Here is a 21,929-nt window from a genome sequence, read left to right on the forward strand (position 1 = left end):
CCCTCGCCGCGACTTGACCAAAGCCCGATCTGGCGGCAAGGCCAGGGGCTGAATTGCGCCAGGATCGCGCTGTAAGGATCGGCCATGCCCGCTGACGACATTCTCTCCGGCCTCGATGTTCCAGAGCCCGCCGCGCCGGCGCCGCGTCACCACACCGTGGGCGTGCGGGTCGGCACCGGCCGCGGCTCGGTAATGGTCGGCGGTGGCGCCCCGGTCGTCGTCCAGTCGATGACAAATACGGATACCGCCGATGTCGATGCGACCGTGAAACAGGTCGCGGCTTTGGCGCGGGCCGGCTCGGAACTGGTACGCATCACCGTCGATCGCGACGAAGCCGCCGCCGCCGTGCCTCACATCAAGGAACGGCTGTTGAAGATGGGCATCCATGCGCCCATCGTCGGCGACTTTCACTATATCGGGCACAAGCTGCTCGCCGATCATCCGGCTTGCGCTGAGGCGCTCGACAAATATCGCATCAATCCCGGCAATGTCGGCTTCCGCGAAAAGAAGGACAAGCAGTTTTCGGCCATCGTTGAAAAGGCGATCGAACACGGCAAGTCGGTGCGCATCGGCGCCAACTGGGGCTCGCTCGATCAGGAACTGCTCACCGGCTTGATGGACGCCAATGCTCGCTCGGCCCGGCCGATCGATGCGCGCGCGGTGACGCGCGAAGCCTTGGTGCGCTCGGCGCTGTGGTCGGCGGAGCGGGCGGAAGAGATCGGTCTTGGCAAGGATCGCATCATCCTGTCGGCGAAGGTCTCGGCGGTGCAGGATTTGATCGCCGTCTATCGCATGCTGGCCAAGCGTTCGGATTACGCTTTGCATCTCGGCCTCACCGAAGCCGGCATGGGCTCGAAGGGCATCGTCGCTTCGTCGGCGGCCATGGGCATTCTGCTGCAGGAAGGCATCGGCGATACGATCCGCGTGTCGCTGACGCCGGAGCCGGGCGGCGACCGCACGGTGGAAGTGCAGGTGGCGCAGGAACTGTTGCAGACCATGGGCTTTCGCACCTTCGTGCCTTTGGTCGCCGCCTGCCCCGGCTGTGGGCGCACCACCTCGACCGTCTTCCAGGAATTGGCGCAGACCATCCAATCCTACATTCGCGATGAAATGCCGGGCTGGCGCGAGAAATATCCCGGCGTCGAAGCGCTCAACGTCGCGGTGATGGGCTGTATCGTCAACGGTCCCGGCGAATCGAAACATGCCGACATCGGCATTTCGCTGCCGGGCACGGGCGAAGCGCCGACGGCGCCGGTGTTCATCGACGGCAAGAAGGCGGCGACCCTGCGCGGCGCCGGCATCGCCGACGAGTTCAAGCAGATGGTCATCGACTATATCGAGAAGCGGTTCGGAGGCGCGAAGAACGCGGCGGAGTAAGAGTTTCCGCTAAAGCCCCGCCGCGATGGCCCGCAGCAGGCGGAAGCGCAGGCTGCCATCGTTGCTCGTCAGCGAAATCACGAAGCGCACGCGGCCGTGGCTTTTGGTGTCGGCAAAGCCTGCGAGCGTGCGCACGCCGTCCATGGTGCCGGTCTTGTTCATGCCGCCGTCATGACCGCGAAACAGATCGGCATGCGCAGCGAAGAGTGCGAGCACTTTGGCAAGACCGCGCGCGGTAAAACGGTTGTCGCGGCTGATGCCTGAGCCTTCTTCGAGATAGATGGTCTTGTCGAGGCCGTTGGCGGCGAGCTTTTCGTTCAGGACCTGCCGCGATTTCGCGAGGCTGACCGGCCCGCCCAGGCGCTTTCCACCGGTCTCCAGGAAAACCTGGTTGGCGATGTAATTGTTCGAGCCGGACATCAGTTGGATGATGACCTGCGAGAGCGGGCGCGACTGCCGGTGGATGTAAATCGGCGCCAGCCCCTGGGGGACGGAGCCGGCCGAGACGTTGCCCTTCACGCTGCCGCCAGCCTGGGTGACGAAGGCACCGATCAATTCGCCCGCATAGCGCAGGCTCATCGCCGGGTCCTGGCTCAGGTTGATGCGGCCGGCCTTTTTCGGTCCGCGCTGCAGGAATTGGCTGATCGCCAGCGGCGTGATCGGCGTCTGCGGCTCGCCGGAGAGCACCGTATTGCCTTTGCGTACGCCGGCGACCGTGTTGAAATTCACCGCCAGGGCGGAATTCAGAGCGTTGTAGGCTTCGCCCGTGTTCTCGATGCCGGGGATGCGGATGTTTGCGGGATAATAGCTGCCATCCAGCACGATGCCGGTGATCGGTTTCTTGCCGATCTTGGCGACCAGATTGGCGGCCAGCGGCGCCAGCTCTTCGGAGATCAGAAAGGGATCGCCGCCACCGCGTATATAGAGCACGCGGTTGTCGTCAATGTAGAAACGGGTCTCGAAACGATAGTCGCCACCCAGAACATCCATCGCTAGCCAGGCGGTTACGATCTTGGCGACCGAGGCGGGGACGAAGGGCGTATCGGCGTTCTGCGACACCAGTTCGTTGCCGTTGGCATCCAGTACCAGCACCACCCCCGTGGGCGCGAGCGCCGCGACGTCTTCCTTGACGCCGGCGAAAGCCGGGACAGGAAGCAAGAGCAAGGCGAGGGCGAACAGGCGAGACCACATGGTGGTCTTTTCTATCACCGTCGCCCAGATAGGCGCTACTGTTTCGCTAGTGCGGCGCCGGTCATGGCACCCACATTGACGTGACGCGTCGCGAGAAATTGGCGGCCTGCGTCCGTCACGCTGATCATCGCCGTTCCATCGTCCCGAGTGCGGGCGAGCAGACCGCGTTCGATCGCGTCTTCCCACACGGTCAGGCGCGGGCAGGAGGTGCGCCAGGCATCGAGGACATCCGCATAGGTGCGCGGTTCGCGCGCCACCCATTCCACCAGATCGCCGATCAGTGGGTCGAGGCTGAGTTCCTTGGTCATAGCAGGCTCCGTCACAGAAGCAGGTAACAGCCGGTCGCCACATAGAAGGAGGCGATCGCGGCGATGATGCGGCCGGCCCATTGGCGATATTGCGTATCGCTCAAGCGCTCGAGGATCGGTCGCGCCGCCGTGGTGCCGGCGATGGAGGCGAGCACGGCGATTCCCGCCATAAGCGGATCGACGCTGCCGCCATCGGTGATGAGGCCGCCGAAATAGGTCAGTTTGGCGAGATGGCCGAAGAGCTGGCAGACGGCCTTGGTGGCGACGATCTCGCGTCGCTCCAAGGTGCCGCCGAGAAAATAGGTGTCGACCAGCGGTCCGGCGACACCGGTGAGCAACAGGAGCGCCATGCAGCCCGCGCCATAGGCCATGCCGTTGAGAAGGCGGGCCGGGTTCGGCCGCAGGCTTTCGGGGATGATGCGGGCGACGAAGGGCGACACGCCCAGCAGCAGAAACGCCAGCGGGGTCGGCGGCACATATTGCCACCAGGCCCAGGCGGTGAAGGCCAGAGCGCTGCCGGCGAGAAAGGCGGTGGCGGCATGCCAGCGCACATGTTTGTACCAGAGCGCGCCGCGCCAGCCGTTCGAGGCCATCTGGGTGATGGCGTGCAGCGTCATGGTTTCGGGCACGGGCAGCAGCGCCAACAGCACGCCCATCAGGATGAGCCCGCCGGCCATGCCGAAAATGCCCGACAGGAAAGCGGTGAAAACCATCACGGCGGCCAGCCCCGCCATCAGCAAAATCGACATTGAAGTTCTCCGGCCCTCTTGTGGGCGGATTGCCGGGGCGGCGCAAACGCAGTTAAATCACCCTCAGCCTCAGTTTTTTAGGGGGTAAGGGTGAGCCGCTATCTGTATCTGAACGGCATCAAGGCTTTCGAGGCGGCCGCCCGTCTGGGCAGTTTTGCCGCTGCTGCGACGGAATTGAACGTCACATCCTCTGCGATCAGCCGGATGGTGCGGCTGCTGGAAGAACGGCTCAGCACCGCTTTATTTAAGCGTGAGGCGAACCGGCTGACGCTCACGCCGGCGGGCCAGGCCTATCTCGCCGGGCTGACGCCGCTCTTCGAATCCCTCGTCCGGCTGAGCGAGCATGTGGCGAGTTTCGGCCACCGCCGGGTGCTGACGGTCGGCGTCGGGCCGACCTTCGCGATCCGTTGGCTCATCCCCCGTCTGGCGGATTTCCGCACGGTGGCGCCCGATGTGGAGGTGCGGTTCGCGACGGGCGGCATCGCCGGGCCGTTCGCCGAGGATTGGACCTGCGGCATCAAGCTCGCGCCCGGCGGCGAGGCCGGCTTTATCAGCGAACGGTTGTTCGAAGCGGATCTGACGCCGGTCTGCACGCCGGCCCTGGCGCGGCAGGTGACGAGCGTGGCGGATTTGCGTGAGGCGACTTTGCTGCGGGTGGCGCATGCGCCGCAGGACTGGCCGACGTGGCTCGCCGCCGCTGGGCGTCCCGATCTTGTGGCGCGTGGGCCGGTGTTCGAAGTCTATGGGCAAGCCTTGCAGGCTGCCGCCGATGGCGTCGGCGTCGCACTCGGCCTGCGGCCTTACATCGACGACGACATTCACGCCGGGCGCCTGGTGGCGCCGCTGGCGCTGACCGTTTCCAAAGGCATGAGCTGGTATCTGATGTTTCGCGAACATCGTCGTGACGAACCGGCCTTCAAACTGTTTCGCGACTGGCTGCACGCCAGGGCGGTGAAGGCGGCCGACTAACTCCCCGCCAAAAGGCCGGCGGCGATGTTGATCGTCAGCGCCAGGATCGTGGTGTTGAAGATGAACGCCAGGATGCAATGGATCGTGGCGAGCTGGCGCATCGGTCGCGATGAGACCGAAACATCCGCCGTCTGGCAAGCGACGCCGATGACGAAAGAAAAATAGATGAAGTCGCTGAAGATCGGGGGCTGGTCGCCGGGAAAGCGCAGGCCGCCGCGATCCGCCGGCGCGAGCTGCTTCTCGCTGTCGCGCTCGATGAAAAATTCGTGGGTGTAGTGATGAGCGAAGACCAGGTGGATGAAGCTCCATGAGGTGGCGATCGTCAGCACGGCCAGACCGAGATGAAGCGTCTTGCTGCTGTCCTTCAAGGAATTGGCGGCGCTCAATTGCACGATGACGGCGATGAAGGCAGCGATGGCCGCGAGGATGGTGAGCACCAGGACGATGTAGCGACCTTCATCCACCTCCTCGGCGCGGTGGCGAATGGAAGCGGCGGTGGCGCCGCGCATTTTGACCAATATCTCGATCATGTAGACGCAGATCGCTACATTCCAGCCGATCAATGCCCGGGTGTTGATGTCCCAGCTTGCCGGCAGCGCGAAAGTGCAGACGAAGCCGACGGCGATGCACACCAAAAGCCGCCAGCGGGCCTGGATGTTGCGGGCGAGGGCGCCGCGTCTGGGAGCGGTTTCCTTGGCAGCCAGTTCTTTTTGATCCGCCACGGCTCGCCTTTCCTTCTTTACCGGTCTCGCGCGACCGTGAAACGGGCCGCTTCGGCGAGGATCGTGGCGCGCTGGCCAAAAGGTTTGAGCGCGGCGATCGCCTGATCGGCAAGTCCATCGCGCAAACGCTGAGCTTCATCGAGTCCGAGCAGAGAAACAAGAGTGGCCTTGTTGCGGCCCGCATCCTTGGCGACGCGTTTGCCCATGGCGGCTTCGTCGCCTTCGGCATCGAGAACATCGTCGGCAACCTGAAAGGCAGCGCCGAGCGCCGTGCTGTAGGCGATGATGGCATCGAGGTCCGCTGCCGACGCGCGGCCGAGAATGGCGCCGGCCTCGCCCGCATAGCGCAGGAGTGCGCCGGTCTTCATCTGCTGCAACCGTTCGATTTCAGCGCGCGGCAAAGGCGCCATGGCGCGCTCGGCCATCAGATCGAACATCTGGCCGCCTGCCATGCCGCCGAAGCCGGCGGTTTGCGCCAGACGCGCCACCAGTCTGATTCGCACCTGCGCATCGGCGTGGGTGGCGTCATGGGCCAAAACATCGAAAGCATAGGTCAGCAGAGCATCGCCGGCGAGAATGGCGGTGGCTTCGTCGAAGGCCTTGTGAACGGTTGGGCGGCCGCGGCGCAGATCGTCATCGTCCATGGCCGGCAGATCGTCGTGGACGAGGGAATAGCAGTGCACCAGTTCCAGGGCGCAAGCGGCGCGCAGCGGCCCTTCGCCGTCGAGGCCGAACAGGCGGGCGCTTTCGATCAGCAGGAAGGGGCGCAACCTTTTGCCGCCGCCCAGGGCACTGTGGCGCATGGCATCCATAAGCCGTACCGGGCGGGCGATTTCGCCCTCCTGGGGCTGGTGCGAGAGCAGCTGCTCGAGCTTGGCTTCGACACGCGTCGCGGCCTCGGTCAAACGCTCCGAAAACTCTGGATTCACCTGCTTCTCCACGGTTTCTCCGGGCTTGCCCGATCGCCGGAAAGGGGTCAAGGCGCCGGGACGGACGGCGGGCAGGTTTGACAAGCCGTTCGGATAATATTCCTATACGGTTTCTGCCGTGGGCAGGCGGGAAAGCCCTAGCCAGAACGGGCTATTCCGTGTAAGAGCCGCCCAGAATTCGGAATTGATGCCAGCCAGCGAGGCGGGAGCCACGCGCGGCGCATCTTGGTTTGACGTTTCTCCGTTCGATCGGTCCGTCAAACCGCAAATGTTATGTGGAGTTTAAAATGGCTGTCCCCAGGCGAAAGACCTCCCCCTCCCGTCGCGGCATGCGCCGCTCGGCTGACGCGCTCAAGGCGCCGACCTATGTCGAAGACAAGGATTCGGGTGAGCTGCGCCGTCCGCACCATGTCGATCTGAAGACCGGCATGTACAAGGGCCGTCAGGTCCTCAAGGTCCGCTCGAACGACTAATCCGCCTCTGCGGTTGATTAAAAATGGCCGGCTTCGCGCCGGCCGTTTTCGCATGCGCGCGGTTCGGTTTGTTAGCTGCGATTTCCGCGGTTTCGCTCAAGCCCGAGATCGGGCATAAGAGCGGCGCGGTCGGTATCGGGCTGTTGCGGGGTCGATGATGCGTGTGGCGTTGCGGGTATTGCCGGCCTTGGGTTGTATTGCGCTGCTCCTGGCAGGATGCGGCGGCCGGCCGGAAGACACGTTGCTGCCCGTCGCCGCCGGTGCCCCCGGTGGCTCGACCGTCGATCTTCTCGTCGCCACCACCCGCGCTCCCGATGCCAATCCGGCGCGCATGTATACGGGCGAGCGCGATCAGGCGTTCAATTTCGCCGACATCAAAATGGCCATTCCGCCCGATGGTGCGCGCACCGTCGGCGAAGTGCAGTGGCCCTCGCAACCGCCCAACCCGGCGCGCGAGTTCGTCGTCCTGAAGGCGCAGCGGCTCGATGAGAAACAGGCGCTGCGGACGTTTCATGACCGGCTGACGCGCACATCGCATCGTCGCGTGCTGGTTTTCGTCCATGGCTATAATACGCGCTTTGGCGAAGCGGTGTTCCGCCTTGCGCAGATCGCCCATGATTCCAAGGTCGATGCGCTGCCGGTGCTGTTCACCTGGCCGTCGCGGGGACGTCTGCTCGCCTATACCTACGATCGCGAAAGCGCCAACTATTCGCGTGACGCGTTGGAGCAGGTGTTGCAGGGGCTCGCCAGGGATCCCGCCGTTCGCGAAATCTCGGTGCTCGCCCATTCCATGGGCAATCTCGTGACCCTGGAAGCCTTGCGGCAGATGGCGATCCGCAACGGCGCCATCGCGCCGAAGATCAAGAGCGTCATGCTGGCGGCGCCCGATGTCGATGTCGATGTGTTCCGTCGGCAGATCGTCGAAATGGGCGCGAAGCGGCCGCCTTTCACCTTGTTCGTGGCGCAGAACGACGAGGCTTTGGCGATTTCGAGCCGCATCTGGGGCGGCACGCCGCGTATCGGCATGATCGATCCACGGCAGGAGCCCTATCGGACGATGCTGGCGCAGCAACGCATCAACGTTCTCGATCTCACCGATATCAAGAGCGGCGACTCACTGGGTCATACTAAGTTCGCCGAGAGCCCGCAGATCGTACAGTTGATCGGCACGCGGCTCGCGGCCGGACAGACATTGGGCGATGGACATTCAGGGCTCGGCGATCGTTTGGCGCAGATCACCACGGGTGCCGCCGCCACCGTCGGCACCGCCGCTGGCGTGGCGTTGTCGGCGCCGATCGCCATCGTCGATGGCCGCACCCGCGACAATCTCGACGAGCAATTGCGTGATCTCGGGACGCATGTGCAGGACACGGCGAGCTCCACCGGCCGCGTCGTCGGCACGCGCTACTGATCAGAGCGGCGGCTTGAAGTCGCCGTATTCGATGGTCTGCGTCACGGTCTCGGCTTCCATGCGATGCATCAGGCCGTCTTTTGCGCCGATCCACAGTTTGGCCGCTGTCTTCGCTCCGGGCTTCATCGGGTTCGGCTGCTTGTATTGATAGACGTTCATCGCGGTGCCGTTCAGCATCTCGCTTTGCGGGCCGGTGCAATCGCTCAACGGCATCTGCAACAGAGCCGCTTCCGCCATGCTCTTGCGTCGGGTCGCATCCATCGGCATGCGGCGCCATTGTTTGTCGTCGCGGATATACATGGCATCCGGCAGCAGAATGGCCTCGACCTGATCCTCGCCGCCATTGCCTTTGATGGCCGAGACCTGCCGCACGCCGGGCTGATCGTTCATGATCAGCATGGCCTTGGTGATGGCCTGACAGGCGGGCTCCGGGGTCTGGGCGGTTGCGCTTGAGGCGAGCAGAGCCGCGAGCGTGGTGAAGGCGATGAAGAGACGCATGGGCGATCCTCAAAAGAAATCGAGGCGCCGATAAGGCGCGGGGCGGAAAAGCCGGGCTATTCGTTGGGCTCGATCTGTTCCCAGGGCGGCGAGCGAAAGCTTTCCGTGAGAAAATCCATCAGGGCACGCACGCGTGGCACCAAAACGCGTCGTTCGGGAACCAGCAGGCGCACCCAAAGTTCCGGTGGGGAGAAATCTTCCAACACGGCGGCCACCGAACCGGTCCGTAAAGCGGGAAGCGCCAGATAGTTCGGCAACAGCGCGATGCCGTTTCCGGCACGCGCGGCCGCCAAGAGCACCTGGCCATCGTTGGCGCTCATGCGGGGGCGCACGTCGACCGCCACCGGGCCCGTGGCGCTTTCGAAACGCCACGTCGCACCGGTGGGATAGAAGTTGAGAATCTGGTGCTTCGCCAGTTCGCGGGGATGCTGCGGCGTGCCATGGCGCGCCAGATAATCCGCTGAAGCACACAGCGTGCGGTTCAGCGCGCAGAGCGGGACATCGACGACGCCCGAGAAGGATTCCGGAAAAACCGATACCGCAAGGTCGAAACCCTCCTCGGCGGGATTGAGCGCACGGTCCGTCAGCACGATGTCGAGCGTCACTTTGGGATGGCGTCTTTGAAAGCGTCCCAGCATGTCGCCGAGATAACGCACGGCCAAAGTCGTCGGCACTTTGACACGCATCGCGCCGGCGGCGTCCTGTGTCGGGCGCGCGGCTTCCAGCAGCAGTTCATCGACGTCGGCCACCACGGTGCGGACCTGTCCGAGCCAGCGGCTTCCGTCCTCGGTCAGGGTGAGGCGCCGGGTCGTGCGCAGAAAGAGTTTCGTGCGGGTTTGAGCCTCCAATTGGTCGACCCGTTTGGTCAGTACCGAGGTGGCGAGCCCGGCCTGGCGGGCCGCCGCCGAGAAACTGCCGGTTTGGGCCACGGCCAGGAAGGCCTTGAGGTTTTGGACGATATCCATGGCTCAATCTTCGGCTCATCTTTCGCGAAATGCGAAAATAGATAGCTCAATATTCGATATTCTCATTCAAAATGGAAGATATTAACAGCACGGCCAATAACGGAACCGATGGAGGACCCCGTGGTTGGCTCTGCTGACATTGTTGAACCCAGCCGTCGCACCGAGATTTTTGGCACGTTCGACGTGGTCGTCCTTGGCGGCGGACCGGCCGGGATCGCGGCGGCGGTGGCCGCCGCCCGGCACGGTGCCTCGACCCTGCTCATCGAACGCTATGGCTTTCTTGGCGGCATGGGCACGGCCGCCGGCGTCACCAATTTCTGCGGCCTGCATGCCAATCGCTTCGGCACGATCGATCAGGTGGTTCACGGCATTGCCGATGATCTGCTGGCGCGGATCGACAGACTGGATGGCCTGAAGGCACCGCATCTGGTGTTCGGTAAGATCAACGCCCAGGCTTATGACACCTCGGCCTATAAGATCGCCGCCGATGCGCTGTTGCTGGAGGCCGGCGCGAAGCTTCTGTTCCATGCTTTAGGCGCCGGTGTGATCATGGAGACGCCGCGCCAGATCGGCGCGGTTCTGGTCGAAACCAAATCGGGCCGCCGTGCGGTGCGCGGCCGCGTGTTCATCGATGCCTCGGGCGATGGCGATCTGGCGGCCTGGGCTGGCGCGCCGTTCGAAGTCGGCGCCGAAGATGGCAGCATCATGTTTCCCTCGGCGATGTTTCGCATCAACGATGTGGACCGCGAGGCGGCGCGCTCGCGCGCCTGGACGAGCTTTCCCGCGCTCATGGAAGCGGCCGAGCAAAAAAGTGGGCGACGCTTTCCGCGCAAGACACCGATCATCCGGCCGCAGCACCATGAGATCGAATGGCGGGCCAACCTGACGCAGGTCGCCAATGCCGATCGCACGCCGGTCAATGGCGTCGATGCGCAGCAGCTCAGCGACGGCGAGATCGCGGGCCGGCGACAGATCGCCGAAGCCTTCGGTATGCTGAAGGAAGCCGTGCCGGCTTTCGCCAACGCCTATATCGTCGATATCGCGCCGCAACTTGGCATTCGTGAAACCCGGCGCATTCTCGGCGACTACGTGCTGAGCGAGGAGGATGTGCTCGGCTGCGCCAGTTTCGAGGATACGATCGGCGTCAACGGGTGGCCGATCGAGGATCATGTCGCCGGCGACATTCTGCTGCGCTGGCCTGATATTCCGGGAAGCCGGGGCTTCAATCATCTGCCTTTCCGCATGTTGCTGCCGCGCGGGCTCGACAATCTTTTCGTCGTCGGCCGCTGCGCGTCGATGACCCACGGCGGGCAATCGGCGGCGCGCGTGTCGGGCGCCTGTTTCGTGATGGGCGAGGCTGCGGGCACCGCCGCCGCCATCGTCGCCTCCGGCAACGGAACGAGCCGCGCCGTCGATATCCCGGCACTCCAGAAAACGCTTGTGGCGCAGGGCGTCTATCTCGGCACCGACATGCCGTGACCACATCGAGGGCGGGGACTCTCGAACCATTCAATTCGCAGATTGGAGGAAAATGATGCGAAAGAGTTTTCTTGTCTTGTCGAGTTTATTGGCGATGTCTGGCGCGGCTCTCGCGCAGGACTGGCCGACGCGCGCCGTGACCGTCGTGGTGCCTTTCTCCGCCGGATCGACTCCGGATGTGGCTGCCCGCATCGTCTCGGATCGTTTGCAGGCGCGGCTCGGGCAACCTTTCGTCGTCGAAAACAAGCCCGGTGCCAGCGGCAACCTGGGCACGGCGGCCGTGGCGAAAGCGACGCCCGATGGCTATACGATTGGCGTGAGCATCATCGGGCCGTTGGCGATCAACACGCTTCTGATGCCGAGCATGCCCTATGATCCGGCCAAGGATCTGGCGCCGATCTCGATCATCACCTCACAACCGAGCGCGCTGGTCGTGAGCAAGGAGCTTGCGGTGACAAAGGTCGGCGATCTCATCAATCTGCTCAAGAGCAATCCCGGCAAATATAACTATGGTTCGATCGGCAATGGTTCCCTGTCGCATCTGGCGATGGAGGCGCTGGCTTTGCAAAGCGGTTCGAAGGTCGTTCACATTCCCTTTCGTGGTTCACCGGATGCGATCACCGCGCTGTTGAGAAACGATGTCCAGATGGGCATGCTTCCAATCGGCGCTGTCGCGCCGCTCGCTGAGAATGGCCAATTGCGCCTGCTGGCGGTCAGCGCTGCGCAGCGCATGAAACAGTTTCCCGATCTGCCGACATTGGAAGAAGTGGGCCTGACCGAAGTGGTGGCTGATGCCTGGGTCGGCCTCATCGCGCCCAAGCCGATCAGCGCCGATATCGCCTCCAAGCTTGAGAGCGAGGCCAAGAGCATTCTGGCGGAGCCCGCGGTGCGCGAAAAGCTGCAGGCGCAGATGACCAATGCGATCGGCAGTTCCGCCGCTGAGTTTCAAGCGCGGGTGGATGCGGATTTCGCGCGTTGGAACCGTGTGATCAAGGCGGGCAACGTCCGCATCGAATAACGTTCTGAAAAAAAGCCCCTCGCGACACTGTCGGGAGGGGCTTTTGTTTTTGTCTTACGACTTTCCGGCTGGTGGCTTCTGGCCGTTCTGCTGCGGAGGCAGCGGCTGGACGGGCATGCCCGGGCCGATTTTCTGCAGATTGCCCGAGATCACCTGATCGCTGTCCTTGAGGCCGCTCTGGACGACGACCAGAGGTCCTTCGGTGCGGCCCAGCGTGATCGGACGCAGTTCCACCTTGTTGCCCTCGCCGACGACATAGAGATATTTGCCGAGCTGGCTGGAGCCGAGCGCCACCTGCGGCACGAGCAGCGCGTTCGGCTGTTCGCGCAGGAGCAGGCGGACGCGGACATATTGGCCCGGCAGCAGGCTTTTGTCGGCGTTCTTGATCGTCGCGCGGGCGGTGATCGTGCCGGTCAGGCGATCGACGCTGTTGTCGATGAACGTCAGCTCGCCCTTGTGGCGGGCCTCGTCCTCACCGGGGAAAGAGACCTCGGCGATGACAGGACCCTGGGCGCGCGCCTTCTGGATTTCCGGCAGTTCCGTCTCGGCCGGATTGAAGGTGACATAGACGTTGTCGAGATAGACCAGCGTGTTCAGCACCGTGCCGATCGAGCTGATCAACGTGCCGACGGGGGCCTGGTTGCGGCCGAGGCGACCGTCGAAGGGCGCGCGGATCTCGGTGTAGCTCAGGTTCAACTGCGCCGCCCGCACCGCCGCTTCATCAGCGGCGAGCGTCGCATCGGCCTGGCGCTCGGCGCTGAGGCGCTGCTCGTAGAGATCCTTGGACAGATAGCCGCTCTTGATCAGATCCTGGCCGCGCAAGGTGTTGGCGCGCGCGTAGTCGAGCGCCGCCTTGTCGCGCTTCTGATTGGAGATCGCCTGATCGAGCGCGCTTTGATAGTCGCGCGGATCGATCTGGTAGAGCAGATCGCCCTTCTTCACGTCGCTGCCGTCGGTGGCCGGCTGCGCCTGGATGTAGCCGGCGACCTTGGCCTGCAAGGTGACGCTGCTGATCGCCTCGGTCCGTGCCGAATATTCATAATAGATCGGGATGGACTTTTTGACGACTGAGGTCACCGGCACAGGCATGGCGAACGGTGCATTCGCCGCATTGGCGGTTTGTTCACCGCCACCCCCGGGGATCCATTTCGATCGGGTGACATAGGCTGCGACGGCGATAGCCACGACGAGCGTGCCGACAACAGCTGACTTCGCGATTCCCATAACAAAGACTCCAATTATTCGGCAGGTCCGGTGGTCGGCACCGTGTGATGTTGCGGAACGTTGTGATCGGCCTCGCGGCCTTCGCGCATGCGTTCGATGACTGCGTAGAACACCGGCACGAAGACCAGCGTCAGGACCGTGGCGATGAGCATGCCGCCGAAGACGGCCGTGCCGATCGATTGACGGCTGGCGGCGCCGGCGCCCTGGGCGATCATCAGCGGCACGACGCCGAGGATGAAGGCGAAGGCCGTCATCAAGATCGGACGCAGACGCAGCCGGCCCGCTTCGGCGGCCGCGTCGATGATCGACATGCCGCTCTCACGCAGAAGCCTTGCGAATTCGACGATCAGAATGGCGTTCTTCGCCGCCAGGCCGATCAGCATGACGAAGCCGATCTGCGAGTAGACGTCGATCTGCATGCCGCGCACCCAGATGGCGAGCAAAGCGCCGAACAGGGCGAAGGGCACCGCCAGCAGAACCATGAAGGGCATGGTCCAGCTTTCATATTGTGCCGCCAGGATCAGGAAACAGAACACGATCGCCAAGGCGAAGATGATCGTGGCGACCGAGCCCGCCCGCAGTTCCTGCAGGGTGATGCCGGTCCACTCATAACCGAAGTCCTGCGGCAGAGCGGCCTTGGCGGCGCGTTCCATCGCTTCCACGGCCTGACCGGAGCTGAAGCCCGGCGCGGCGGCGCCGTTGATCTTGGCCGAGGTGTAGTTGTTGTAGTGCGGGACGCTTTCTGGACCGACGATCGGCTTCAACGTGCCGAGCGTGCTCAAAGGCACCATGCCGCCGCTGTTGTTGCGGACATAGAGCTTGGAGATGTCGCCGGCATCGGCGCGCGCCCCTTGTTCGGCCTGCAAGGTCACGCGGAACGTGCGGCCGAAGAAGTTGAAGTCGTTGACGTAGAGCGAGCCAAGATAGATCTGCAAGGTGCTGAAAATGTCCGGCAGGTTGAGGCCGAGCAGTTTCGCCTTGTTGCGATCGAGGTCGTAGTTGAACTGCGGTGTCGAGGTGGAGAAGGCCGAGAACAACTGGTGGCCGTCGAGTTCCGGCTGTTTGCGGGCCTCGGCGATCACCGCCTGCGTCGCTTCGTTCAACGCCGCGGCGCCGCGTCCGGCCAGATCCTCGACCTGGAATTCGAAGCCGCCCAAGGTACCGAGACCTTGAATCGACGGCGGATCGAAGCTCAGGGCGATGCCTTCCGGAATTTGCAGCAGTTTCGGGCGGACATTGGCGACGATCTTTGAGGCATTCTGCTCCGGCGGCCGCTCATCCCAAGGCTTGAGAATGGCGAACACGACCGCGGAGTTGGACTGCGCCGCGTTCGTCAGGAAGTTCAGGCCGCTGACGAAACCGACGATATCGACACCGGGCTCGGCGGCGATGATGTCGCGGACCCGCTTGGTCACCGCGTCGGTGCGTTCCAGGGAGGCGCCATCCGGCAATTGCACGATGGCGAAGAAATAGCCCTGATCCTCGACCGGGAGGAAGGTCGACGAAATGCGCGTCGAGATCCAATAGGTCGCGCCGAGAATCGCTATGAACACCACCAATAGGGTGACGCGCCAGCGGATGAAGACGTGGACCATGTCGGAATAGGCATGCGAGAGCCAGTTGAACCCGGTGTTGAACCAGCGGAAGAAGAAGAAGCTTGGCGGGCCGCCGTGGCGCAGGAACACGGCGCTCAGCGCCGGGCTGAGCGTCAGCGAGTTGAACGCCGAAATGCCGACCGAGATCGCCACCGTCAGCGCGAACTGTTTGTAGAGCGCGCCCGACACGCCGGGGATGAAGGCCACGGGAATGAACACGGCCATCAGCACGCCGGTGGTGGCGATGATCGGGCCGGTCACTTCCTGCATCGCCTTGCGCGCTGCCGCCAAAGGCGGCAAGCCCGCCTCGAGCTGCCGTTCGACGTTTTCGACGACGACAATGGCGTCGTCGACCACAAGGCCGATGGCGAGCACCATGCCGAGCAGACTGAGCATGTTCAGTGAGAAGCCCAGCGCCAGCATGACCGCCATGGTGGCGATGAGCGACACGGGGATGGCGATCGTTGGAATGAGCGTCGTGCGCCAGCTCTGCAGGAAGATGAAGACGACGAGCACGACCAGGATGAGCGCTTCGCCCAGAGTGACCAACACGTCATGCATGGCGGCCGAGACGAAGCGCGTCGTGTCGTAATGCATGTTGTACTCGATGCCCTTGGGGAACCGAGCGCTCAACTCCTGCATTTTCTTTTCGACGGCCTGTTTCAAGGCCAAAGAGTTTGAGCCCGGCGCCTGGAAGACCGCGAGCACCACCGTCGGCTTGTTGCCGAACATGGTCGTCGACGAATAGAGCAGGGAACCCAGTTCGATGCGGGCCACGTCGCGCAGCCGCACGACCGAGCCATTGGCGGCATTGGCACGTACGACGATATCGCCGAATTGCGCCGGATCGCTCAACCGGCCCGTGGCATTGACTTGCATTTCAAATGCGGTGCCCTCGGGCGCCGGCGTCTGGCCGATCTTGCCGGCTGCGACCTGGACGTTCTGTTCGGCGACGGCTGCCTGTACGTCGGTGGCGGTGATGCCGAGATTGGCCAGTTTGTCGGGATCGAGCCAGATACGCATCGAATAGCGCCGCTCGCCGAAAATCTGCGTGTCGCCGACACCCGGCAGACGCTTGATCGGGTCGACGAGCTGGAAGAAGGCGTAGTTGGAGAGCTGCACCGGATCGACCGAGCCGTCTGGCGAGGTCAGGTCAACGATGAGGACGAAATTCGGATTCTGCTTTTTAATCGTCACGCCGGCCTGGTTGACGATCGCCGGCAGCACGGCGGAGGCCTGTGAGACGCGGTTCTGCACGTCGACGGCGGCTGTGTTGATGTTATAGCCGACCTTGAAGGTGATGGTGATCGAAGCCGAGCCGTCGTTGGAGCTCGCCGACGACATATATTCCATGCCCTCGACGCCGTTGATCTGCTGCTCCAGCGGTGTCGTCACCGTATCGGCCACGACCTGCGCGCTGGCGCCCGGATAAATGGCGCTCACCACCACCTGCGGCGGGGAAATATCGGGGAATTGCGCGACTGGCAGCGAAAAATACGAAATCGCGCCAGCCAGCATCATGATGATGGCGATGGCCGACGCGAAAATCGGGCGCTGAATGAAATATCCGACCATTGATTATTCCTGTCCGCAGAACTGCGACCGCGTGGTCGGTCCGTAAGAAGTGAGTTTCTTGCGCCAGGCGGCGCCCCAGGGCTTGGTCCGCTGGGTCGTTTTAGCCTGGTTTTGTGGCCGTTGCCCGCCAGCCGGGGGAACTTTGCCATGCGCTGATTGGTTGTGATTTAGCTTATCCGCCGCCGCGCGCCAAATGGCACGGACGTCCGCCGGATTGACATGATCGGCCCGCATGACTGTCTGAATAAGCGAATCGTCGAGGAGATCGTCGATACGTTCATTGATCCGCCGGTCCGCGCGAGAGCGTTCCATCTGACTGTCCTTGTGGGTGTTTGAAAGCATTCCAGGCTTGACGGCCTGCGGGCCGGGTGTTACCGGTAAGTAACTATGGTACAGATCGGTAACATTAGTCAAGGGACTGCTAGGCAAATTTTTTAAAAGGAGCGAGTGACCATCATGGAAACAGCCATCGCAGCCACGCGAAAACCCCGGGAGCGGATTATCGAGGCGGCGTGCGACCTATTCCGAAAGCATGGCATTCGCGGTGTCGGGGTCGACGCCATCGCCGAGGCAGCAGATACCAATAAAATGACGCTTTATCGTCATTTCGGCTCGAAGGACGATCTCGTCGTCGCCTGGCTGCGCGAGGTCGAACAGGCCGGCGAAACGGCGTGGAATGAGCTTCTCGCCGCTCATCCCAACGATCCGATGGCGCGCATCCAGGATTGGGTCGGCAAGGCGGCGGAATGCGCCGTCGGCGACGGTCGCGGCTGCGATATGGCCAATACAGCCATCGAGCTGACGGAGGAGGGCCATCCGGCCCGGCGCCTTATTCAGGAATTCAAGATTCGCCATCGCGAGAGGCTGGTGCAGCTCTGCCGCGACGCGGGCATTGTCGAAGCCGATCTTCTGGCCGATGCGCTCTATCTGTTGGTCGAGGGCGCGCGCGTGACGCGCCAAAGCGTTGGCGTGCAAGGGCCTTGCGCGCATTTTACCACGGTCGCCCAGGCGGTGATCCGGGCTTTCGCTCAAAACAACAAGATGGGCGCTGCTGCGCCATCGCTCAAGAAAGCGCCGGAAAAACAGACGGTGCGCGCCTGATCGACGCTGACTGACGCGTCGAATCTTTCTTTTCCTTCGGCTGCTTTGACGTATCCTGCCGCGCAACGACAGGAGGAACGTCATGAACGATGTCGTGCGCCGTTTCGCCAGTTTTCGCGAATTCTATCCGTTCTATCTCACCGAACATGCCAATCGCACCTCGCGCCGTCTGCACTTCATCGGCAGTTGCGGTGTGCTGGCGCTGATCGTCGTGGCGATCCTGCGCGGCAATGGCTGGTGGCTGCTCGCCGCGCTCGTCTGCGGCTATGGCTTCGCCTGGATCGGCCATTTCTTCTTTGAAAAGAACCGCCCGGCCACATTCAAACATCCGATCTATTCGCTGATGGGCGACTGGGTGATGTTCTGGCAGGTTTTGACCGGCAAGGTGAAACTGTAGTCGAGAACTTCGGGGTGTTTGCGGTCGTTTCCGATGCCGAAACGGCCGATACGTCAACCATTCCGTCACCATGGGCGCCATAAACTCCGGCCAGAAAACAGCCGCTTGGATGCATCAGCCGCATGGACACTCCGGTTTCGCACGAACTGTTTCCCCATGTCCGTATCGTGCTTGGCATGGTCATCGGCCTTGGCATCACCCGCATGCTGGCCGGTGTCGCCGGCTTCATCCAGCATCCCGGTCGTTACAAGGTTTCGCTGCTCCACATGCTGTGGGCTGTGTCGATCCTGGTCGAACTGATCCTGTTCTGGTGGTGGGAGTTCGGGCTCAGCCGCATCGATCGCTGGACCTTCGGTATCTTCATCTTCGTGATCGGCTATGCGGTGGTGCTGTATCTGCTGGCCGCGCTGCTGTTTCCGGACAATATCGCCGAATATGGCGGCTACGAGGATTTCTTTCTCAAACGACGACATTGGTTCTTCGCCATCCTCGGCACGACCTTCGTGTTCGATGTGATCGACACACTGATCAAGGGGGCGGATTACTTCACGCGTCTCAGCGTCGATTATCTGGTGCAGGTGCCGATTGGCTTGGCGCTCTGCATCGTCGGTTGGATTTCGGCCAACCGCAATGTGCAGATCGCGGTGGCGCTCGTTCACTTGACCTATCAGGCCTATTGGATCGTGCGCGTTTACAACACGATGCATTGAAGCATAAGCGGCGCGAGAGGCTGCCGGTCCTCACATGTCTTCGAAATAGCTGCGCACGCTTTTGTCGGCGGCGACAACTTCCGGTCCCTCATAGGTCATGTCGATTTCCATTGTTTCGTAGCTGCCCGCGAACATGTTGACGTAGGGCGCGCCGCAGAAGGCAACGGGTTTTATTTTGTCCCAGAGAATGTAGCCTTTCGCATCGACGAGATCGCTGTGTACGGAGGCGCCCAGGACATTGCCGACAACCATGGTGCGGTTCAGCCAATCCTTCGTCCAAACGACCTCACATTCGAAATGGCGGGTGCATTCGAGAATGCGTGGTGGTTTGACGAAGCTCGAGGGCAGAGCCGTCAATCCAGCCTTGTCGAGTTCATTGATGCCTTTGGCGAAAGGCAAGCCGACGACGCGCACCTTTTCGAGGATGTCGCGTTCAAAGGCGGGAAGATTGACGACGAATTGGCCTGTCTCGCGAATGTTGCTAGCCGTCTGCCCGGCCAAGGCGGTCGTAAAGGCAATATGCACGGGATTATGGACGATGCGAACGGTCGTTGCGTAGGACGCGGCATTGATACGTCCATCCTTATCGACGGTCGTAATCATCGAAGCGTGACCACCTGGCGCAAAGAGGCGATCCCAATATTTTTCCGGCTGATAGACGACATCCTCTGCGCGCATAAAGTTTCCTCGCGTACTGGGCTGGCTGGCTGAAGGCGTTCTCGATCAGCTCAATTGCGGCCGCCGAGTTTGGCAAGATCGCCATAGGCGCGCCAATCCTCGATGCTCTTTCTAAGGAATGCCTGGGCTTCATCTGGCGAGCTGGTGAACGCATCAGCACCGTTTTCAATCAGGAATTTGTGCGTTTCCTCAGTGGCGAGGATTTGGTTGATCCAGCCGTTCATCTTATCGACGATCGCCCGAGGCGTTTGTTTGGGGACCGCGATCGCCCACCAGCCTGTCAGGTCCAACTGCACGCCGGCTTGCCTGAAGGTCGGAACATCGGGAACCGAAGCCATCGGTTCGGGCGTGCTGAGTGCGATGATTTTAATGTTCCCCTTGCGGGCCTGACCGAGTGCCAGCAAAGGATCGACCAAAACATAGTCGATCTGGTCGCCGGTCAAATCGCGCAGGCTGTCGTTGTTGGTGCGATAGTTCACGAGTGTGACGTTCACGCCCGCGACCTTTTTGAACATTTCGCCAACAATGGTTCCTGACGTGGACGACGTTCCGTATTTCGCGGTAGTCCCCTTCTTTTGCAGCGTGTCAATAAGGTCGGATACATTTTGAATGCGGCTCTTGCCGGGCACCACGAGAAGCGTTCCTTGCTTGGTGATCGTCGCGACAAGTTGCAGTTCTTTGTCGGCGTCCACGGCCGAACCTTCGTAGAGCTGCATGTTACCAGCCAATCCGCTGCCGGCATGGATCAGGACGGCGTAGCCGTTGGGTTTTGAGCGGGCGATATATCCGGCCGCGATATTGCCCGTGGCGCCGGGCTTGTTCTCCACGACAACGGTCGCGCCGGAAAGCCTGCCGAAACGCTCGGCAAAGTAGCGGGTTAGAATATCGGCGCCGCTTCCCACCGCATATCCCGAAACGAAATGGACGATGTCTTGAGGGTAGTTGTCAGCCGCATTGGATATCTGCGCGTTCGAAGCCTGAAGGCCGAAGAGAACAGTGCATAGCGCGATGCTGAAGTGCCGCAAGAGGCGGCTGAGGTAAGACATGTTCCCTCCCAGGAATGTCGTCAGTGCGTCTTTTTCGAGATGTTGACACACTCCAGATAGGCCCGCAATAAGTCAGGTGACCGCCAAAGAGCGGTGAAAAGAGGAAACGATGTCCCAACCGATAGCGCGAATCTTGGCCGAGGAGGCCATCGCCTGGAATTACGACTCGTTGGGCAAGGACGTTGCCCATCAAGCCAAGCGTCACATCCTCGATACATTGGCGTGTGCGATTGGCGCCTACGATGCCGACCCCTGTCTTGCGTGTCGCGATGTCGCCAAGGAACTGAATCCCGCGTCTCAGGCGACTTTATTGGGAGAGAACACCAAGGTCTCGGTCTCGTCGGCGATCATCGCCAACGAAACGATGATCCGCTATCTCGATTTCAACGACGTGCTCTACTTTCCCAAAAGTCCGGGAAAGATCGGTGGGGCGCATCCCAGCGATGCATTGGCTGCTGTCTTCGCGCTGGGCGAATGGCTGGGAGCATCCGGGCGCGATGTGATCGCCGCGACCGTTGCCGCCTATCAGGTTATCGGCCGGATCGTTGACGGTCTCGCCGAAGGTTTGACACCGATGGGTTTCCATCATGGAACGGTGATGCCGTATGGCGGCGCGGTGATCGCCGGCAGGCTTTTGAAGCTGAATGCGGAGCAGATCACCCATGCGATGGGCATCGGCGGGTCGGCCGCCGTCGGTCTTGCCGTCAATGACGCCGAAGGTGAAGAATATAACAACACAAAAAATCTGGCCGACGGTCTGATGGTGGAACGTGGCGTTCTTGGCGCTTTCCTGGCCCGGCGCGGCTTCACCGGCCCCGAGCGCATCATCGAGGGGAATAAAGGGTTTGCGCATTCGCTTTTGCGTGGGGTCGATAATTTCCATTTGAAGCCGTCGCCGAACGAACCCTACATCATGCAGGCGCGCACCAAGTTTTATCCGACGGAATCGACCAATCAGGGACATCTCTCGGCAACGAGCGAGCTGGTTCGCGCTTACGACCTGCAGCCCGAAGATATCGATGGCATCGTCGTGCGCACCAACAAGCGTGCCATCGAGCACAATGGTGATCCGGCGAAAAAATATCCTAACAATAAGGAAACGGCCGACCACAGCGCCTATTTCATGACCGCGCTGAGCATCGTCACGCGGGGGAAAGTGACGCCATTCTCCTTCACCGAGGCGGCGTATGAAGATCCCGTTATCCGCATGCTCACCGATAAGGTCGTCCTGCAACATCTCCCCGAATACGATCCTATCCCGCCAGCGGCGGAGGTCGAAATCCGCACGCACTCAGGGAAAGTGCTGAAGCGCCGTGTCGATCATCCCAAGGGCAATACGAACAATCGAATGAGCGATGACGATCTGCGACAGAAGTTCATCGATTGCGCCAATGGGCGCTTCGACGATGCTGCGATTGACCGCGTCGTCGACATCTGTTTTTCGCTGGAAAAGCAGACGTCGATCGGCGAATTGATGCAATCGCTGGCATTTGCCGAGCCGCGATGATCACTGT

At 62.0% G+C, this 21,929-nt stretch carries 22 protein-coding genes; 10 read left to right on the plus strand and 12 right to left on the minus strand.

Translation table 11 applies throughout. The features are described 5' to 3' along the window. Positions 1 to 84: 84 nt before the first annotated feature. Complete coding sequence (gene ispG, locus OIM99_RS08855) at positions 85 to 1,377, plus strand: flavodoxin-dependent (E)-4-hydroxy-3-methylbut-2-enyl-diphosphate synthase (RefSeq protein WP_311849967.1); 1,293 nt, start codon at positions 85 to 87, stop codon at positions 1,375 to 1,377. A gap of 9 nt (positions 1,378 to 1,386) precedes the next feature. Here the strand turns inward: ispG and OIM99_RS08860 are convergent, their stop codons facing one another. From OIM99_RS08860 to OIM99_RS08870, 3 genes are read right to left on the minus strand one after another with little or no spacing between them, the layout of a single operon-like run. After that, on the minus strand, positions 1,387 to 2,568 hold the full coding sequence (locus OIM99_RS08860; protein WP_311849968.1) for a D-alanyl-D-alanine carboxypeptidase: 1,182 nt from the start codon (positions 2,566 to 2,568) through the stop codon (positions 1,387 to 1,389). Between the two features lie 35 nt (positions 2,569 to 2,603). Next, positions 2,604 to 2,876 carry a hypothetical protein gene (locus OIM99_RS08865; RefSeq protein WP_311849969.1) on the minus strand — a complete coding sequence of 91 codons (273 nt, stop codon included), beginning with the start codon at positions 2,874 to 2,876 and terminating at the stop codon, positions 2,604 to 2,606. Between the two features lie 11 nt (positions 2,877 to 2,887). After that, positions 2,888 to 3,625 carry a sulfite exporter TauE/SafE family protein gene (locus OIM99_RS08870; RefSeq protein ID WP_311849970.1) on the minus strand — a complete coding sequence of 246 codons (738 nt, stop codon included), beginning with the start codon at positions 3,623 to 3,625 and terminating at the stop codon, positions 2,888 to 2,890. 90 nt (positions 3,626 to 3,715) lie between these two features. On the opposite strand from OIM99_RS08870, the gene OIM99_RS08875 reads away from it, so the two are divergent. Next, entirely contained in the window at positions 3,716 to 4,594 is an 879-nt protein-coding gene (locus OIM99_RS08875; protein ID WP_311849971.1) for a LysR substrate-binding domain-containing protein, read from the plus strand. On the opposite strand, the gene OIM99_RS08880 is transcribed toward OIM99_RS08875, so the two are convergent. Beyond that, positions 4,591 to 5,316 carry a DUF1345 domain-containing protein gene (locus OIM99_RS08880; RefSeq protein WP_311849972.1) on the minus strand — a complete coding sequence of 242 codons (726 nt, stop codon included), beginning with the start codon at positions 5,314 to 5,316 and terminating at the stop codon, positions 4,591 to 4,593. The two genes, OIM99_RS08875 and OIM99_RS08880, sit on opposite strands and share 4 nt — an antisense overlap. A 17-nt stretch (positions 5,317 to 5,333) precedes the next feature. Further along, positions 5,334 to 6,245 carry a farnesyl diphosphate synthase gene (locus OIM99_RS08885; RefSeq protein WP_311849973.1) on the minus strand — a complete coding sequence of 304 codons (912 nt, stop codon included), beginning with the start codon at positions 6,243 to 6,245 and terminating at the stop codon, positions 5,334 to 5,336. A gap of 287 nt (positions 6,246 to 6,532) precedes the next feature. On the opposite strand from OIM99_RS08885, the gene rpmF reads away from it, so the two are divergent. Further along, entirely contained in the window at positions 6,533 to 6,718 is a 186-nt protein-coding gene (rpmF, locus tag OIM99_RS08890) for a 50S ribosomal protein L32 (RefSeq protein WP_311849974.1), read from the plus strand. A gap of 157 nt (positions 6,719 to 6,875) precedes the next feature. Next, a complete protein-coding gene (locus OIM99_RS08895; protein ID WP_311849975.1) occupies positions 6,876 to 8,129 on the plus strand; it encodes an alpha/beta hydrolase in 1,254 nt (417 codons plus the stop codon). Here OIM99_RS08895 and OIM99_RS08900 read toward each other — a convergent pair whose 3' ends face one another. Beyond that, a complete protein-coding gene (locus OIM99_RS08900; RefSeq protein ID WP_311849976.1) occupies positions 8,130 to 8,627 on the minus strand; it encodes a hypothetical protein in 498 nt (165 codons plus the stop codon). 56 nt (positions 8,628 to 8,683) lie between these two features. Continuing rightward, positions 8,684 to 9,592: a LysR substrate-binding domain-containing protein gene (locus OIM99_RS08905; protein WP_311849977.1), complete on the minus strand. Its 909-nt coding sequence runs from the start codon at positions 9,590 to 9,592 to the stop codon at positions 8,684 to 8,686. 120 nt (positions 9,593 to 9,712) lie between these two features. Between OIM99_RS08905 and OIM99_RS08910 the strand changes: the two genes are divergently transcribed. Continuing rightward, the gene (locus OIM99_RS08910) at positions 9,713 to 11,071 is read left to right on the plus strand and encodes an FAD-dependent oxidoreductase (RefSeq protein WP_311849978.1); all 1,359 of its coding nucleotides are present in this window, start codon (positions 9,713 to 9,715) and stop codon (positions 11,069 to 11,071) included. 55 nt (positions 11,072 to 11,126) lie between these two features. Continuing rightward, the gene (locus OIM99_RS08915) at positions 11,127 to 12,089 is read left to right on the plus strand and encodes a tripartite tricarboxylate transporter substrate binding protein (RefSeq protein WP_311849979.1); all 963 of its coding nucleotides are present in this window, start codon (positions 11,127 to 11,129) and stop codon (positions 12,087 to 12,089) included. 54 nt (positions 12,090 to 12,143) lie between these two features. Here the strand turns inward: OIM99_RS08915 and OIM99_RS08920 are convergent, their stop codons facing one another. Genes OIM99_RS08920 through OIM99_RS08930 form a run of 3 tightly spaced genes read right to left on the minus strand, consistent with a single transcriptional unit; the run spans position 12,144 to position 16,795 of the window. After that, complete coding sequence (locus OIM99_RS08920) at positions 12,144 to 13,313, minus strand: efflux RND transporter periplasmic adaptor subunit (protein ID WP_311849980.1); 1,170 nt, start codon at positions 13,311 to 13,313, stop codon at positions 12,144 to 12,146. Between the two features lie 14 nt (positions 13,314 to 13,327). Beyond that, a complete protein-coding gene (locus OIM99_RS08925; RefSeq protein ID WP_311849981.1) occupies positions 13,328 to 16,483 on the minus strand; it encodes a multidrug efflux RND transporter permease subunit in 3,156 nt (1,051 codons plus the stop codon). A 3-nt stretch (positions 16,484 to 16,486) separates the two neighbouring features. Further along, a complete protein-coding gene (locus tag OIM99_RS08930) occupies positions 16,487 to 16,795 on the minus strand; it encodes a hypothetical protein (RefSeq protein ID WP_311849982.1) in 309 nt (102 codons plus the stop codon). Between the two features lie 144 nt (positions 16,796 to 16,939). Between OIM99_RS08930 and OIM99_RS08935 the strand changes: the two genes are divergently transcribed. From OIM99_RS08935 to OIM99_RS08945, 3 genes are all read left to right on the plus strand, one after another. Continuing rightward, positions 16,940 to 17,584, plus strand: coding sequence for a TetR/AcrR family transcriptional regulator (locus OIM99_RS08935; protein WP_311849983.1), 645 nt, complete (start codon positions 16,940 to 16,942; stop codon positions 17,582 to 17,584). Between the two features lie 82 nt (positions 17,585 to 17,666). Further along, complete coding sequence (locus OIM99_RS08940) at positions 17,667 to 17,981, plus strand: DUF962 domain-containing protein (RefSeq protein WP_311849984.1); 315 nt, start codon at positions 17,667 to 17,669, stop codon at positions 17,979 to 17,981. A 122-nt stretch (positions 17,982 to 18,103) separates the two neighbouring features. Then, positions 18,104 to 18,691, plus strand: coding sequence for a hypothetical protein (locus tag OIM99_RS08945; RefSeq protein ID WP_311849985.1), 588 nt, complete (start codon positions 18,104 to 18,106; stop codon positions 18,689 to 18,691). A gap of 30 nt (positions 18,692 to 18,721) precedes the next feature. On the opposite strand, the gene OIM99_RS08950 is transcribed toward OIM99_RS08945, so the two are convergent. Together OIM99_RS08950 and OIM99_RS08955 are read right to left on the minus strand one after the other, a co-directional pair. Further along, on the minus strand, positions 18,722 to 19,369 hold the full coding sequence (locus tag OIM99_RS08950; RefSeq protein WP_311849986.1) for a flavin reductase family protein: 648 nt from the start codon (positions 19,367 to 19,369) through the stop codon (positions 18,722 to 18,724). Positions 19,370 to 19,419: 50 nt separating this feature from the next. Then, positions 19,420 to 20,415: a tripartite tricarboxylate transporter substrate binding protein gene (locus tag OIM99_RS08955; protein ID WP_311849987.1), complete on the minus strand. Its 996-nt coding sequence runs from the start codon at positions 20,413 to 20,415 to the stop codon at positions 19,420 to 19,422. A gap of 109 nt (positions 20,416 to 20,524) precedes the next feature. Between OIM99_RS08955 and OIM99_RS08960 the strand changes: the two genes are divergently transcribed. After that, positions 20,525 to 21,922, plus strand: a complete 1,398-nt coding sequence (locus OIM99_RS08960) for an MmgE/PrpD family protein (RefSeq protein WP_311849989.1) — start codon at positions 20,525 to 20,527, stop codon at positions 21,920 to 21,922. The last annotated feature ends 7 nt before the right edge of the window (positions 21,923 to 21,929 follow it).

Origin of the sequence: Methylocella sp. CPCC 101449 (genome assembly GCF_031921685.1) — a bacterium.
Classification (GTDB): domain Bacteria; phylum Pseudomonadota; class Alphaproteobacteria; order Rhizobiales; family Beijerinckiaceae; genus Terripilifer.

Bases quoted from the DNA above. Each gene is read 5' to 3' on its own strand.
- OIM99_RS08925 (WP_311849981.1), bottom strand. From the start codon at position 16,483: ATGGTCGGATATTTCATTCAGCGCCCGATTTTCGCGTCGGCCATCGCC.
- OIM99_RS08930 (WP_311849982.1), bottom strand. From the start codon at position 16,795: ATGGAACGCTCTCGCGCGGACCGGCGGATCAATGAACGTATCGACGAT.
- OIM99_RS08960 (WP_311849989.1), top strand. From the start codon at position 20,525: ATGTCCCAACCGATAGCGCGAATCTTGGCCGAGGAGGCCATCGCCTGG.
- OIM99_RS08935 (WP_311849983.1), top strand. From the start codon at position 16,940: ATGGAAACAGCCATCGCAGCCACGCGAAAACCCCGGGAGCGGATTATC.
- OIM99_RS08870 (WP_311849970.1), bottom strand. From the start codon at position 3,625: ATGTCGATTTTGCTGATGGCGGGGCTGGCCGCCGTGATGGTTTTCACC.
- OIM99_RS08955 (WP_311849987.1), bottom strand. From the start codon at position 20,415: ATGTCTTACCTCAGCCGCCTCTTGCGGCACTTCAGCATCGCGCTATGC.
- OIM99_RS08920 (WP_311849980.1), bottom strand. From the start codon at position 13,313: ATGGGAATCGCGAAGTCAGCTGTTGTCGGCACGCTCGTCGTGGCTATC.
- OIM99_RS08900 (WP_311849976.1), bottom strand. From the start codon at position 8,627: ATGCGTCTCTTCATCGCCTTCACCACGCTCGCGGCTCTGCTCGCCTCA.
- rpmF (WP_311849974.1), top strand. From the start codon at position 6,533: ATGGCTGTCCCCAGGCGAAAGACCTCCCCCTCCCGTCGCGGCATGCGC.
- OIM99_RS08860 (WP_311849968.1), bottom strand. From the start codon at position 2,568: ATGTGGTCTCGCCTGTTCGCCCTCGCCTTGCTCTTGCTTCCTGTCCCG.
- OIM99_RS08865 (WP_311849969.1), bottom strand. From the start codon at position 2,876: ATGACCAAGGAACTCAGCCTCGACCCACTGATCGGCGATCTGGTGGAA.
- ispG (WP_311849967.1), top strand. From the start codon at position 85: ATGCCCGCTGACGACATTCTCTCCGGCCTCGATGTTCCAGAGCCCGCC.
- OIM99_RS08945 (WP_311849985.1), top strand. From the start codon at position 18,104: ATGGACACTCCGGTTTCGCACGAACTGTTTCCCCATGTCCGTATCGTG.
- OIM99_RS08940 (WP_311849984.1), top strand. From the start codon at position 17,667: ATGAACGATGTCGTGCGCCGTTTCGCCAGTTTTCGCGAATTCTATCCG.
- OIM99_RS08915 (WP_311849979.1), top strand. From the start codon at position 11,127: ATGCGAAAGAGTTTTCTTGTCTTGTCGAGTTTATTGGCGATGTCTGGC.
- OIM99_RS08895 (WP_311849975.1), top strand. From the start codon at position 6,876: ATGCGTGTGGCGTTGCGGGTATTGCCGGCCTTGGGTTGTATTGCGCTG.
- OIM99_RS08950 (WP_311849986.1), bottom strand. From the start codon at position 19,369: ATGCGCGCAGAGGATGTCGTCTATCAGCCGGAAAAATATTGGGATCGC.
- OIM99_RS08905 (WP_311849977.1), bottom strand. From the start codon at position 9,592: ATGGATATCGTCCAAAACCTCAAGGCCTTCCTGGCCGTGGCCCAAACC.